Below are 15,093 nucleotides of genomic sequence, written 5' to 3'. Positions count from 1 at the left end.
TTGTTTATATAGGGATTTTAATGTGCAGAAAGAAGTACTTATAGAATGATATAAAGGAGGAGGGAGGCGTTTAATTTCCATTTCCCTTTAATTTATTGTCCAACTCGAATATAGTTAGTTAATTATGTTAAAATATTTCGAGTAAAATAAAGCACTTATTTTAATAAACATTAAACAAAATAAGTCAGAAGGGACAACATTAACATGGAAATCGTATCAAATATAGATAAATTGGAATCAATAAAATCTTTACAATCGACAATTCGTAAACTTGAAAATGCACTATTACAGATGACTCAAAAAGGTGCAAATACCACATTAGTGAAAAAACGATTTAAAGCTGTTAGCGTAGGATTAGCAGTACTAGAAAACGTTTGGAATCAAGAAAGTCACCAGTATAGTCAAGAAGAGTTAGCAGAAGCTCGTAATGTCCTTGCTGGTTTACTTCCATCAATTGAGAGAGCCTATGATAAGTCTAAAGCTGGTAGTCCTCAAAAGACACTTTTAACAAAGAGGATAAAAGCATTGGAACTTTCTATTCAGGCAATTGATAAACTTTCTAATAAATAACTCATCTAAATACATATCATCCTAATCCTAATTTTTATAAAAGCAATCTAGTGAAAAGAAATACAAAGGAGGAAGATGGGTGACTTCAATAATTAGTCCTAAGTTAGAGGAGCTTAATAATCAATTAAAGAATGGAAATGAGACAGCTTTTTATACTTTTTTACATGAAATAAAGTCGAATAATACGCCACTAATAGAACAATGTCCTGTAGATAATAAGTATAAACTTATAACGTATATTTGGTTAGGGGACCGGAAAACTGAAAATGTTTATGTATTCGGCAGTTTTCCTGGTTGGGATCTGTCTGTAAATCAATTAAAACGATTGTTACAGACAGATATTTGGTATGAAACGTTTAGGACAGATAAGAATTTTATTACAACGTACTATTTTTCAGTAAACGATGTTTTCGAAAATGATTGGATAAAGCGTAGTGAACAGTACCAACTAGACCAATTTAATGGAAATACATTTGGAGAGGGTGCCAATAAAGCGTCTGTATTAAAGATAGGGATGGAAGTGCAGTATAGCAGTCGTTTTCCTTCAAACCATTATCCATCCGGAAAAATTGAAACATATTCTTTTTATAGTACGATTTTAAATAACACACGTAAAATTCATATTTATACACCTCATGATTATTCTCACACTTCACATCTTCAAGAACTTCTCATTGTATTTGATGGGAATTCATTCATTAATAACCTTTCAATCGCAAGAACACTCAATTATTTAATTTACGAAAAAGAAATCCCAACTTGTATTGCTGTTGCTATAGATCCAGTTAATCGGCTAGAAGAGCTAACTTATAACGATAAAATGAATGCATTTTTAACGGAGGAATTACTTCCGTGGATTCAGGCGAAGTATCGTGTGCATCAAGAAGCGAAACATACAACAATTGCTGGATTCAGTCTTGGTGGCTTAGCAGCTTGTTATGCAGCAGTTCAAAATCCACATATTTTCGGGAACGTGTTGTCAATGTCTGGATCCGTTCATTGGAAAAAGGATGGATATGAAAAAGAAATGCCTTGGATTGAAAATAAAATTTCAACTATAGTTTCAAATACAATTCAAACTCATTTTTACATTGCAGCAGGAGAACTCGAAAACATACCTCTTTTAACGGCTAATAGGCGCCTTTATAAAGCTTTAAAAGAAAAAGAGTACCAAATTACTTATGAAGAGTTTCAAGGCGGACATGACGGTGTTTGGTGGCGAGAAAAGTTCTTTGATGGGTTGAAAGCATTAAAACTTATAAAAACAACACTTTAAAAGAAAAAGGAGAGAGAGTCTATGAATCAAGAAGAACTGGATAAAAAACTAAAAAAGCAAGAGATATTAGTAAAAGATGAGAAAGTTTGGTCCTTTACATATGAAGATCATATTAGTTCTATCGTTAAAGAAGCAGAAAAGAAAGGGTCTTTTGATAATTTACCTGGTAAAGGGAAACCTCTTAATCTTGATAATGATCTTTCTTACAATCCTGAAAAGCAACTGTATAGAACGTTAAAGAATAATCATGTTTTACCTAGGTGGATTGAGCTTTCAAAGGAAATTGATGATTTAAAAGAGAGACTAAAAGAAAATACAAATACTGCAGAAGCAGCGGATTTAATTCGAACTATTAATAAAAAGGTTTTAGAACATAATCTACTTTGTTCACCAAGTGCGCAAAAAACGAGGATGAAAACGGACTTTTAACAATTTTTAATGAAGCTATCTCTTGCTATATAATTAAGTAAGGCATTTTCAATTCATTATTAAAAGGAGGCAAATGTAATGAAGAATACGTATCAACTTCAAATTCCGAAAGAACTAGAGCAGTATCGTAGTATTTTAGAAGATAGTGTGAAACCGTATATTAACGTGACTGGAGCGAAAGCAGAGACAACACTTTTTGAGAGTAAGTTTGGTGGTTATCCGTATTTACCTATAGATCAAGAGCATCCTAAAGATTCAAATGGACAACCTATGATGTTACTTGCACAGCTAAACTTTGAAGAAATGCCGCATGTTGAATATATGCCTCAAAAGGGATTGTTACAGTTTTTCGTAAGTGCTGATGATGAGCTTTACGGAGCAGATTTTGATCATCCAACAATCCAAAAAGACTTTCGAATTATTTATCATTCTACAATTATAGAAGATTTAAATAAGGTTATTACTGATTTTAGTTATTTAAACACTTTAGAATTAGAGGACTTTATCATACCTGAAGCAGCGAAACTAAAGTTTGAATTAGGTTATCAACCAGTAACACCAAGGGATTATCGATTTGAAAAGATGTTTAGTGAGGAAATTGATTGGGAAGAAATTGTTGATGAAGAAAATAATACCGAATTAGGCGAACTGTATGATGATTTATGTAAAGATCAAGGGCATAAAATTGGTGGTTATCCATTTTTCACACAGACAGATCCAAGGGAATGGGAAAAAAAATACCAGCAACATGACATGTTATTGTTGCAAATTGATACAGACGATTCATTGAATATTATGTGGGGAGATTCTGGTGTTGCTAATTTCTTTATAAAGAAAGACGATTTATTAAATCTAGATTTTTCCAATGTTATTTACAATTGGGATTGTTATTAAAAACATATAACTAAAATACTAGCAAGCTAAAAAATCTTCCTAAAGGTGAGGGAGATTTTTTTATGTTAAAAATAAACGTTATGTTAACTAGAATAAAAAACAATGAGTGTAATGAAAGTCAAGCGTAAATAACAAAATAACAACAAATAATGTAAAGTTGTAAAATGTGTGTAAATAGCAATAAATTCATTAAGTAAAACATAAAATAAAATTACTAATTTATATTTTGTATAGAAATAATTTTTCTGTATAAAAATTTCTTGCCGATCAAAAATGATTTTGATTCGATAATTCTCATTGGATTATTGATTTGAATTTGCTGTGATGGATTTATAACAATAAAACGATAAAAACTGTAGAAATTCGTTTAGATAAGATTTTATGTAAATCTCACTAAAAATCTCCGTTTCGTCTCATTAAGTATAGTTTACTTGGTTTTTGATACCTGATATCGCTTTGGTTTTATAACTGCCTATAATATATATTATGTCAACTAGTAAAAAGTAATAAACTTATTATATGTTAGCTATATGTTTTACACTTCCCTTTTCTTTATTAGTGATTAGTTCATTGTTTTTGAATTGATGTGATTTGATAGCTTTGGAATTCGTAATTTATATTCTTGTATATAATCGTTAATAAACAAAATAAAAGCAACTTGTTTAATCATTAATTTTAAACAAGTTGCTTTTTAGATTAACTAAACTATATTTATAATTAATTTGATTTCGATTAATAATTCATCGTAGATTTTACTTTTATAATTGAACTTGCTCGTAGATTAGTCGATCATCATGACATTATTCTTTTTGTTGAAAAATATTATATTTACGCTTTAAATGTAAACCTTTATCTTTATAAATCCATTGTGAAAATTTATTAACATTATTTTTACCACTTAGGTAAATACGATATTGTTTTTCTTTGTCAACAAAACTCAATCGGAATTTATTGTCCTCAAGGGTGTTTTTAAAAGAATTCATAAAATTATATGATCCTCCAACAAAGCTAACAAAATATTTATGGGAGTTTACATGACCATCCCCATCAAAATACCCACGAACAAAGTGATGTAAATATTCTTCTGGTACAAAAGGAAATTCAATGTTAAAAGATTTGCATGGATTAATTCCGTGTATGTTCATTAGATCGTCTTTTATTGTTTTGCTATTAATGTTTAGCATATATACGCCTGTTTTTTTATTTTGATAAAGTGGCTGATTAGTGTTTAGTTCCTGTTTTATATCTTCTAAAATGTAATTTTCTTTTTGAGATATACTGACACATTGATTTTCTTTCTGTATAACACCATCTGCTGCTATAAACCCTAATATATAAGACATGTTATTTGACCACGTTTTAAAATAATCTTCTGTTATGTCATACTTTCTCTTCCAACTCCCTATAGCGCGCCCTTGGAACGTTATTGTCTGTTAAAACCATACGAATATACCTAGCAGACACATTAGCAAGTGTAGCTATTTCTGAAGTACTCTTCCCTTCTGCATATAGCTGCGTTATTTCAGATTTTGATAGTTTACATTTTGACTTCTTTTTTCTCTCTATTTGCACGTACGTCCTCTCCTTCCTTTTAATAATTAGAGACCTATTTTCTTCTATAACATATAACGAAACGTATGTTCTTTGTTGATTATAAGAAGAAATTTACTAAATTTAAATAATTTACATTTACTTCATATTAGTTTCATCTGCTGCTGTTTGATTTACATTTTATATATAAGAATAATGAATTTGACAAATTTATGAAATGTACTGCATTTAAGGTGAAAGGTAAAATGATTTCGTTTAAACTACAATTAGCTACAATAACAACATACGTATATTGTTAAACGTAAAAAGGAGAACGAATGAAAAAGAAATATATAAATCAAATTCATACTGATGTAAGTTTTAAACCAAAAGATATTATAGGTTTAATGACTGATTACTTTAAAATGAAATCAAAGCTACGTCCTGTAAAGAATTTACCTATTGTTTTATCGGATAAAAATAATGAGTCTTTAGAGAGTGTGACATGGTTTGGGCACTCTGCTTCCCTTTTGAAAATAGAGGGTAAAAAATTGTTATTAGACCCGATGTTTGGAGATGCCTCTTCCCCATTTCCTGTGTTTACTAGTAAACGTTATAGTGGTGCTTTTTCTTTAGAACGTGAAGACCTTCAGGAAATTGATGCGATTATCATTTCTCATAATCACTATGACCATTTAAATCACAAAAGTATTATGCAGTTAAAAGATCGTGCAAAGCACTTTTATGTTCCAACTGGAGTTGCGCAATATTTAATTAAATGGGGTGTTTCACCTAGCAAAATTAGTGAACATAATTGGTGGGAAGAAATTGCGTTTGATAATATAAAGTTAGTTTGTGCACCTGCAAGGCATTTCTCAGGACGAAGTATGACAGATAGAGATTGTTCTTTATGGTGTTCGTGGCTTATTCTTGGTCAAGAGACTAAAGTTTTCTTTAGTGGTGATAGCGGGTATGCTCCTCACTTTAAGGAAATTGGTGATAAATATGGTCCATTCGATCTTACGTTAATGGAATGCGGACAATATGATCCGAGGTGGTCTGCTATTCATATGTTACCTGAAGAAACGGTTCAAGCTCATATTGACGTGAAAGGAGATCTACTTCTTCCGATTCATTGGGGTGCTTTTACATTGGCATTACATGAATGGAGTGATCCAATTAAACGAGTTACGAAAGAAGCAAAGCGTTTAGGAGTTAATATTGCAACGCCACAAATTGGTGAATCTATTACGTTAAAATCTACAGACTATCCTTCATCAGCATGGTGGCGAGAAATTTAATTTTAAATAAAAAAGAGCGAACCTTCTTATAAGTGATTCGCTCTTTTTCCGTATTTAAGTTTATCTCACTATGTTTGCCTTCTTGCTATCTGAAACTCTACTTTGAGGTGAATTCCTTCTTTTTACAATTGAATTATGTTATCTATAGAACTATTCTGCTTAATCAATTCTGCATTCCTATAATCTATTAATTCATGATTAGATAAAACAAAATTGTGCTCTAATATTAATTCATTGTGGAGTAAATCCGGTAAAAATTTAGGTATCATCTCTCCTACGCCGTAATTATAGTCACTTAGAATCCAAGAAATCTCTTTCCAATCTAAAATTCCTTCTGATACTTTTTTTGGAGTGTGATATGTAAATTCATTATGTAGCTCTACTAAATAAATATACATACCACCAGAGTAAGATGAGTCCTCCCACTTAATAATGCCTTTAAACTGAATTTGTTCATGCGTAACTTCTATATTAGTCTCTTCTTTTATTTCACGAATCGCATTTTCTAAAGGTGTTTCTCCCTTTTCTATCTTTCCACCTACCCCGTTCCATAATCCGTTTACAGGGTCATATTCTCTATTTAACATAAGTATCTCTTCATTTCTCTTTATAAAACATAAAGTGTGCTTGTACATAATGTGATTCCTTCCCTTGTTATTAATAAGCTCTTACTGGAAATATAAGATGTACTGCTGCAGATTGTGTTCCTGCTTCAATTAATATCGGTCTCATAGAACCGCTGAAGCTTAACGTAACCGTTTCTTCTTTTATCGCCCTTAAAGCATCTATCATAAATCGTCCATCGAAAGATATATTTAATTGTTTTTCACCTTGAATCGCATCTATCTGTTGTGTCTCGGATATTTTACCAATCTGAGAAGCGTTAGAAGAAATTTTCAATGTGGATGCGTCTATGATTTCTAAGTTGACATTGTTATTTGCCCATTCACTTGCTAATAAACTGGATCGATCTACACCTTGTAAAATCTTTTTTCTATCTACGTTAATGACTGTCTGAAATTCATTTGGAATTAAACTAGATATATTAGGATATTTCCCTTCAATTAATCTAGAATATAATGTAGTTGTGCCGAATGTAAAAATAATGTGACTTTCTGAAAGATAGATGTATACGAATTCGGAATTACTATTCATTAATTTTAGTAGTTCACTAATAGTTGCACTTGGTACGATACAACTCGCTTTCACATCTGTAGATATTATCGTTTCGCGTATAGCAAGTCTATGTGAATCAGTTGCTACACAAATTAATTTATTATGATCTAACTCTATATGAACACCGGCAAGAACGGGTCTAGATTCATTTTTAGCTACTGCAAAGACAGTTTGTTTAAATGCTTCAATCAATTGTTCGGTTTCTACTTGTATGTTTGCATGATCGTCTATAAGTGGTACATTCGGAAACTCATATGCTGGAAGTCCATTTAAGTTTAATGTGATTTCTTCTGACTGTATCGTAATTATTTGCTCATTCGTACTTTTTATTGATACATCGCTTGGCATTTTTTTTATAATTTCAATGAAATATTTTGCAGGTACTACAATAGTTCCTGCTTTTAATATAGTTGTAATTTGGTCGTCTTCAGTGGAACTAGGGATGAATTTTTCAATGAAAATATTTGAATTACTTGCGATTAAAGTAATTCCAGATTGATCTGCAATTATTTTTATACCAGATAATATAGGGTATTATAGCTTTAGTAGATACAGCTTTACTTACTTCAGAAAGTGCTTGAGTGAAATGTTTATGATTAACGATAAACTCCATTTTTTCCCCGCCCTACATGAAATGATAATGTTATGAAGATTGATGAACGATTGTTCCGTTAAAAAAGTAAGGTACCGTTTCTTTCCTTTGTAATATCTTTAATAAGTGTTCTGGTATACGTAAATACGGTGCTGCTCTATGTAATTCCATCCAGGTAATCTCTTCAATTTCTTTTGGCCTTGTTATATTTGTCTCTCCGTCAATTATTTCACCTAAAAAATTAAAGAAAATTGCATGATGACCTCTCTCTTCGAAAAAAGCTTCGCTAATGGAACAAATACCGTTTACAGTTATATGGAGCCCAGTTTCTTCTTTCACTTCCCGAATTACTGCCTCTTCTAACGTTTCTCCATATTTAACTGCGCCACCTGGTAACGTGTAATAAGAGCCATTCTTCCCTTTGTTTTTTACCATTAAGATTTTTTCGTTTGTTTTATCGTATAAAAGTGCATATGTAACATTTACCTTTTTCATACATACCTCCTCTGTTTTCAATAAAAGGAATTTTCTGTCTTTTTATTATTCTATCATTAACTCGGTTTAATAGTAAGTTCCCTAAGTATTAGAATAAAAATTGATTACATTAATACTAAATAAAAATGCCAGAATACCTCCAAAATTAATAAAAACCCCGCTCTAATTTTGAGACGAGGTTAAACTTATACAACAAATCGGATTCCAAATTAATCTTTCTTTAGATTAATTTGGAATGTATACATATGAGAGCTGTATTTTTTATTAACAACCAAAGATTTTTACTTCCCAATTTCACAAAGTAATTTTATCTCTTTGATTTGTTCTATATGACGTTGTTCATGCAAATAGATCAGTTCTATCCACTGATCAAGAAGTAATTCTCCAAGAGCTGGATGCATCACTGATTTAATCGTTAATATAGATTCATCTTCTATTGTACTAAGGAAACTCATCAATTCTTTTCTTGATTCGTTTAACATATCGATCATTTTCTGCACTTCAAATGGTTCTAAACTTGGTTCAATCATTTCTGGAGCTATAAATTTTATCGATCTATCTTGTAATATAGAACGGATTTCTCGACGCTCTTTTAGGGTACTATCAATCTTTTTTAAGCCAGATGAAATAACCTTTATGACCACTTTATCCAATAAAACTAAGTGATGACATACTTGTGCTATACTCCATTTATTCTTGTCTGGCTTACTATTGAATTGAGCCTCATCCAATATCATAATTTCCTCGAATAGATGTTTTCTCGTTTCATGAAACCTATCATTTACAAATGAATTCATAACATTTCCCCCTTCATCTGAATGCAAATATTTAGATGCCTATTTTAGATATATTCGCTATAAATAATTAGTTTCCCGTAACTAATACTCCACTTCGACCTTTTCTTGCTTTAGAAGTGCCTCTAAATATGAATTCACTCAAGATTCTCCTTTAAATGCATAATCCAAAAGGATAAATTTGTATTCAAAATACTAACGTTAATTCTATATACACTTTATAAACGTTTTTCTAAATAGTAATGATTATGTCCTTTCGGATGATCTTCACTTACTCCAATCACTTTATATCCATGCTTTTTATAAAAATCAGGAGCTTGAAAGCTAAAAGTATCTAAATTGATTAGCCTACACTCATTTTCAATTGCAAATTCTTCAATAAGTTTTATTAACTTGCTTCCGTAGCCTTCGTGTCTATACTCTTCAGAAACCCAAAGGAAATCAACATGTACGTGGTGCCAAAATGTAATTGCAGTTATTACGCCTACAATTTCTTCCTTTTCATTTCTCACTATAAAACTAATTTTTTCTGAAGGCTTTTTGTCTTCATCTGAAATATGTTTTTGGTTATATTCAATTACTTTTTCTCTTATGTAATTACTATCTTCTTGGACCCATTGTTTTACTATTTTCATTTTAATTATCACGCTCCTTTTAAAGTATCTATTCAATTTAATAATCGTAATATCCTGTCTAACTTAATAGTCGTAGGGCACTGTTTCATTTCACTAAAATAAATAAAAGCCCTACTACATTTCATCTGTAATAAGACTTTTATACACTGTATAGAATCAAATTAATCTAAAGAAATGTAATTATCGAAAATATTTATGTTGTTCGATTCTTATTAATTAAAACTTCCGTAAGTTCACACCTTAGTAGAATAATCGAATTGTATCACTGCGAAAAAGAATGAACACTCCTAAACCAATTAGAACGATTGGAACGATAATATGACAATTTCTCTCAAGTACTTTAGCTAAAATAGGAGCTCTTATCAATTTGTAGCTAATAAAACACCATATTGCTATCATGCAAAAAAAGATAATTAATGTAACAATATTTGTTTTAAGATTTTGACTAGCGAACATCGGTATATAAATTGAAATATTATCAGCTCCATTAGCTAATGTAATCGAAGCTACTTTAAATATTGAACCAGAAACGTTATCAATGACTTCATTCCTTTTATAAGAACGAAGCGACAATATTCCTTTCACTCCCATATAAATTGGTACGAATCCTAATAATCCGATCCACGAAACAGGAATGAAAAAAGAGCTTAAAGAACCAATGATGCTCAGAAAAACAATTAAACTAAATCCTAAATATTGTCCAATAACAATATAAAGTTCTTTCATCTTAGTTTTTTCTCGGACATTTCTACCTTCTTTCTTAATTACTTCTGTCCTTACTTGTGAAAATAAAACAAGAAGTATAAAAATATCATCAATATTTGTTGAAGTGAATGCAATAAAAGAAGAAATTATAGTTGTAACCAATAAAAGCCAACTACCTTTATAATAAAATAATGGTATACAAATGAATTGCCTATCTAATAACAAAGGTGGTTAATGTAGTTTTATAACATGATTTCAGTACCTTTATAAAACAATATGAATATTTTACTAATCTGCTACTTAGTTTGTTGAGAAATAAATCACTTTATTACTTTTCAAATCATTTCATTTTGAATTAAGTAACTCTTTTCTTCCTACACATTTATTAAAAAGGGGAAATCAAATATTTTGTAATATAAAAAGAGCCCTTTATTAGGACTCTTTTTCAGAATTAAGCTACTTTCCGATATAAATGTCGTGTTTCTTTTTTGTTTTCTGCTTTTGGTGGACGAATTAATATCGAAATAATGAAGGAAATAACGCTTAAAACACCGATTATAATAAAGGTCGGTTGAAATCCACCCAGTAACGCTCCAATGAACGCTCCTGCAAGTGCACCAAATCCGAAACCTTGATATACAATCCCGTAATTTGTACTATGGTTTTTTAATCCGAAGAAATCTCCAACAATGGCTGGGAAGATTGTGATATTACCACCAAAGCAAAAGGCAACACTTGCTACACAAGCGAAATAAATCCCGTAATTTAGTGGAATGAAACTTAAAGTAAAGACTGACAATCCAATAATAATAAACGTTGCAGAGACAATTTTCATTCGGCCAATTTTATCTGATAACGTTCCAAGAACAATTCTACCTACCGTATTAAAAATTGCAATCATTGCAACGGCGTTAGCTGCAGTTGCTGCACTAAGTCCAACGAGCTGTACCCCAATATCTTTTACCATACCGATTAAATATAGACCGCCCATACACGATGTGAATAACATAAAAAATAAAAGATATACTTGTTTCGTTCGCATCATTTCACGAGGCGTATAATCATTGTGTAATGTCTCAGTTACAGTATTACTCACTATTGCTTCACGTAAGAAGAACGATCCGGTTAATACTAAAAGTAAAACGATGATACCCCAATATAGAAATGCTTGTGATACACCAAGACTATCGATAAGACTTCCGTTTATATATCTAAAGATTAAGCTGCCCATTCCATATGCCGAAACAGATATGCCAGAAATAAGTCCTTTTCGATTTGGAAACCATTTAATTAAATTAGATAGTGATGTAATATTAGCAGTTCCATCTGCATAACCAACAACGACACCAGCTAATAAATATAGTAATGGTAAGGAAGAAACTTGTGAACTAAGTATTAAACCGAGTCCCAGAACAATCCCTGCAGTAGCGATGAGTTTACGAAGTCCTAATTTTTGCTGCAACTTTCCTGCAAATAAGGTTGAGAATGATAATGAAAAACTTGTTATGGAGAAAGTTATCGCTACGGAATTGAGATTCCATCCAAACTTACTAACAAGGGGTTGATTAAATAAACTCCATGTATAAATTGTTCCAAGGCCAATTTGAACAATAATTGTACCTAGAACAATTATTAACGGATTTATAGAAGTTTGTTTCATACTAACTGTCCCCTTTTTTTATCTTGACATGAATTTTCACAGTTAGTATAACCATCATAAAATGCAAGATACTGTGTGAAAAATGGAAATTAAGTTCATATACACAAAAAGACACTTCATAATGAAGTGTCTTTTTGCAGGTTATATTAGATTTACTTAAAGAAAGCTTTGTTAAGATAAGACATTTTCAAATGCTTATGTATATATGATACCAAAAGATTTTTGTTATGTGATGGGACTTAAGATGTATTTTTCATTCATCATATAGTCCGATGAATGAAAAATTAATATTCAATTTCATCAAAATCCTTCGGCTGCGGTACCGTTTGCATATTAGCAGCATCTTTAGGATCACTATAAATTGCATTTTGCTCTGTATTTACATCTTTTATATTTTGCTTTTTATTTTTGCTCACTTCATCTTTCACTTTAAATCACTCCTTTTTGTTATAGAAGTAATTATGCCCTATTACCGTTACTAAATGTATCAGCGACTAAATTACTAAATTCACGTAAATAATATAAGTAATTATCACCGCCGTAGTTATATCTTTTATTATACATTTTTGCAACAACTACATTATATTCAGGTATTACTAAAATAGTCGGTCCAGTAATCCCTAATATTTGATACGACCCTTTTGGAACACGTTCACCAAGTTCACTTAAAAGCGCAGGTTCATTTTGAACAAACCAAAACAACCCGTTTTGTGGTAGTTCATTGTTTGTAAATGTTGGACTTTGCAAACTCGTAGCAATTTTTATAACTTCTTTTGGAACAATTTGTTTTCCGTTTATCACACCTTGATTTAAATGAAGATTGCCCCACTGCGCAAATTCTCTAGCTGAGACAAATAGATTTTTTTCAGTACCATCATCTACTGTACCAATTTCATTAATTGCGTCTTCACTTGGATTATTAACAACTTTAACTAAGTTTTCATCTTGCTGAATTCTCCAACCTGTTTCTTGGAAGTTAGCTAAATCAAATACACGCTCCTTTAACAATTCAGGAAAACTTTTGTTATAGAGCTGATAAATAAGACGTGTCATCATTCTTACATTAATATCTCTATACGCCCACGCTTGTCCAGGTTCAAATTCACGAAAAATTGTCCCGTCGTGCGTTTCTCCTAAACCGTGCGAATGTGTTACTAAATGTCTTATCGTTGTTTTACCAAGTAATACAGGATTAAAGTCTTTAAAATACTTTATCGCTTCCTCATCAATAGAGTTTATTTCCCCCTCGTAAAGCGCATATGCTACCATTAAACCTAAATAACTTTTTCTTGCAGAAGCAACGTTGAATTGTGAAGATGCTGTTACTTTTTTACTTGTAGATGTATTTGAATGATGGCCACTATAATGCTCTAGTACGATTTTGTTATCTTTTATAATGCACAGTGTTGTAGCAGAACTATGATTTTCTTCTTTTATATTTTCTACCCAAGAAATTAACTTATCGTATGTATACAAATAAATCCCCCTTAAAACGAATAAAAAATTACAGCATGAAAGAAAAGTATAAAATAGTATTTACACCTTTCTTTCATGTGGAATATTATTGATTTTCTATACTTAAATGATCCACCAGTTCCAGCAGTTAAAACAACCGAAACATCCAGCGCAGCCTACACAACGTCCACCACAACGTCCACCACAACCTCCGCATCTTCCGCCACCACATCCACCACAGCGTCCACCACAACCTCCGCATCCGCCGCAACGACGCGCGTCATCTTGAATGTAATAGTATGGATATTGATTTTGTTGCAGTTGATCCCAATACACAACATTACCAGATTGATAATCATTAAGGTTTAATGATTGTAGTTCTTGTTGAAACTGATTCATACGAAACCCTCCATTTATAAAAATAAATTCCGTCCCAATGTTAAAGTTTATATATTTTTGCAAACAAAGTAGAAATAAGACTATAGACTAAATGCGTACATCAACAAAATATGAACTTACACTAGGTGATGTACCTTGTTTTTCAGCCTATTTTCTTAATCTCCTTTCGGTGGACGAATTTTTTAAAAATAGAGGTGTTTAAAAATTACTAATCCAACAGTTTACTAGTTCATCACTTAATTTTCTTTCTAGTAACTCTTTAACTGAAGGAACTGGCATGATTTTATACGTATGTAAAGCTTCTTGATTATAATCTATCCAGTGAAATGCTAAATGCGATTCTTTAGATTTTGGTATGAAATCAATATGTAACTCTTGCGAATCTACTTCAAAAATGTGATTGATTTCATGATGAATAACTTCTCGGTCTTCCCATTGGTTTTCTATGACTCCTAAAAAGTATTTTATACTACAGTTTACTCCGAGTTCTTCTCGTAGTTCTCTTATTAATGCATTCTCAGCTGATTCGCCAACTTCAACATGACCACCTGGTAAAAAATAATGATGGCCAATATATTCAGCCACTAACAATTTTTTATCCTTTATCATAACAGCTCGTACAATATGATGAAATTTATTTTTCAATCGCAATTCCTCCCAGTCATTTAATTGCATCTTTCATTTCACATCTTTACTTCGTAATACTTAAACGAACAAACGATATACTTGCTCACCATTATATTCATGTCCCAATTGTTGAAAACCGTAACATTCATATAGTTTCTTTGCAGAGATATTATCTTTATGTACTGTTAATCTAATTTCTTTACACGCCTTACATGTATTTTTTATTAAGGAAATACTTTCTTGTAATGCCGCTTTTCCAAAACCATTACCTTGCTGCTTTTGATCAATAATAAATCCATTTATCCAATACATATCAGTTGTTTCTTTTACAACAGCATGCATAATAAAACCAACCATTAGATTGCCGTCGTATATCGCAAATGGTATGTACTCTACATTGTCACCATCTGGTTTTATATACACTTTAGCTAGTGAAACTGCTACAGCTGGCACAAATTTCGTCTGATTTTCTTTAACTTGTAACTTTAAAGCATCTTCCCAATTATCTCTCGTAACAACCTTTAACTGGACATTCAATATTTTAAGCTCCTTTAT

Annotated in this window: 16 protein-coding genes and 2 pseudogenes; 5 read left to right on the top strand and 13 right to left on the bottom strand. The window is 31.4% G+C overall.

The genetic code is table 11. The features are described 5' to 3' along the window. The first annotated feature begins 204 nt into the window (after positions 1-204). The 4 genes from QCI41_RS03465 (at position 205) to QCI41_RS03450 (ending at position 3,169) form a co-directional block, all read left to right on the top strand. Positions 205-570: a hypothetical protein gene (locus tag QCI41_RS03465; protein ID WP_353838322.1), complete on the top strand. Its 366-nt coding sequence runs from the start codon at positions 205-207 to the stop codon at positions 568-570. 79 nt (positions 571-649) lie between these two features. Further along, a complete protein-coding gene (locus QCI41_RS03460) occupies positions 650-1,846 on the top strand; it encodes an alpha/beta hydrolase (protein WP_353838323.1) in 1,197 nt (398 codons plus the stop codon). Between the two features lie 21 nt (positions 1,847-1,867). Next, a complete protein-coding gene (locus tag QCI41_RS03455; RefSeq protein WP_353838324.1) occupies positions 1,868-2,275 on the top strand; it encodes a DnaJ family domain-containing protein in 408 nt (135 codons plus the stop codon). 78 nt (positions 2,276-2,353) lie between these two features. After that, positions 2,354-3,169 carry a YwqG family protein gene (locus QCI41_RS03450; protein ID WP_353838325.1) on the top strand — a complete coding sequence of 272 codons (816 nt, stop codon included), beginning with the start codon at positions 2,354-2,356 and terminating at the stop codon, positions 3,167-3,169. Between the two features lie 800 nt (positions 3,170-3,969). Here QCI41_RS03450 and QCI41_RS03445 read toward each other — a convergent pair. Next, positions 3,970-4,741, bottom strand: a pseudogene (locus tag QCI41_RS03445) (LAGLIDADG family homing endonuclease). 296 nt (positions 4,742-5,037) lie between these two features. Between QCI41_RS03445 and QCI41_RS03440 the strand changes: the two are divergent. Then, positions 5,038-6,000: an MBL fold metallo-hydrolase gene (locus QCI41_RS03440; RefSeq protein ID WP_097916977.1), complete on the top strand. Its 963-nt coding sequence runs from the start codon at positions 5,038-5,040 to the stop codon at positions 5,998-6,000. Positions 6,001-6,122: 122 nt separating this feature from the next. Here the strand turns inward: QCI41_RS03440 and QCI41_RS03435 are convergent, their stop codons facing one another. From QCI41_RS03435 to QCI41_RS03380, 12 genes and pseudogenes are all read right to left on the bottom strand, one after another. Further along, positions 6,123-6,635 (bottom strand): NUDIX hydrolase, encoded by a 513-nt coding sequence (locus QCI41_RS03435; protein ID WP_353838326.1) that lies wholly within the window; start codon positions 6,633-6,635, stop codon positions 6,123-6,125. A 22-nt stretch (positions 6,636-6,657) separates the two neighbouring features. Next, positions 6,658-7,789, bottom strand: a pseudogene (gene dnaN, locus QCI41_RS03430) (DNA polymerase III subunit beta). Between the two features lie 30 nt (positions 7,790-7,819). Further along, a complete protein-coding gene (locus tag QCI41_RS03425; protein ID WP_353838327.1) occupies positions 7,820-8,263 on the bottom strand; it encodes an NUDIX hydrolase in 444 nt (147 codons plus the stop codon). 281 nt (positions 8,264-8,544) lie between these two features. Continuing rightward, the gene (locus QCI41_RS03420; protein WP_353838328.1) at positions 8,545-9,060 is read right to left on the bottom strand and encodes a DinB family protein; all 516 of its coding nucleotides are present in this window, start codon (positions 9,058-9,060) and stop codon (positions 8,545-8,547) included. A gap of 215 nt (positions 9,061-9,275) precedes the next feature. Then, positions 9,276-9,692: a GNAT family N-acetyltransferase gene (locus tag QCI41_RS03415; protein WP_353838329.1), complete on the bottom strand. Its 417-nt coding sequence runs from the start codon at positions 9,690-9,692 to the stop codon at positions 9,276-9,278. Positions 9,693-9,932: 240 nt separating this feature from the next. Beyond that, a complete protein-coding gene (locus QCI41_RS03410; RefSeq protein ID WP_353838331.1) occupies positions 9,933-10,559 on the bottom strand; it encodes a cadmium resistance transporter in 627 nt (208 codons plus the stop codon). Between the two features lie 289 nt (positions 10,560-10,848). Next, positions 10,849-12,057, bottom strand: a complete 1,209-nt coding sequence (locus QCI41_RS03405; RefSeq protein ID WP_353838332.1) for an L-lactate MFS transporter — start codon at positions 12,055-12,057, stop codon at positions 10,849-10,851. 284 nt (positions 12,058-12,341) lie between these two features. After that, complete coding sequence (locus QCI41_RS03400) at positions 12,342-12,485, bottom strand: hypothetical protein (RefSeq protein ID WP_353838333.1); 144 nt, start codon at positions 12,483-12,485, stop codon at positions 12,342-12,344. A gap of 31 nt (positions 12,486-12,516) precedes the next feature. Next, positions 12,517-13,533 (bottom strand): serine hydrolase domain-containing protein, encoded by a 1,017-nt coding sequence (locus QCI41_RS03395; RefSeq protein WP_353838335.1) that lies wholly within the window; start codon positions 13,531-13,533, stop codon positions 12,517-12,519. Positions 13,534-13,635: 102 nt separating this feature from the next. Further along, on the bottom strand, positions 13,636-13,911 hold the full coding sequence (locus tag QCI41_RS03390; protein WP_353838336.1) for a heterocycloanthracin/sonorensin family bacteriocin: 276 nt from the start codon (positions 13,909-13,911) through the stop codon (positions 13,636-13,638). Positions 13,912-14,109: 198 nt separating this feature from the next. Beyond that, on the bottom strand, positions 14,110-14,556 hold the full coding sequence (locus QCI41_RS03385) for an NUDIX domain-containing protein (RefSeq protein ID WP_353838337.1): 447 nt from the start codon (positions 14,554-14,556) through the stop codon (positions 14,110-14,112). 60 nt (positions 14,557-14,616) lie between these two features. Then, positions 14,617-15,075: a GNAT family N-acetyltransferase gene (locus QCI41_RS03380; protein ID WP_353838338.1), complete on the bottom strand. Its 459-nt coding sequence runs from the start codon at positions 15,073-15,075 to the stop codon at positions 14,617-14,619. Between the last annotated feature and the right edge of the window lie 18 nt (positions 15,076-15,093).

The sequence above is a fragment of the Bacillus cereus group sp. MG4 genome (assembly GCF_040460055.1).
GTDB lineage: Bacteria > Bacillota > Bacilli > Bacillales > Bacillaceae_G > Bacillus_A > Bacillus_A wiedmannii.
Note: the sequence above shows the minus strand (reverse complement) of the source record. Positions and strands in the feature narration are given on the sequence as shown.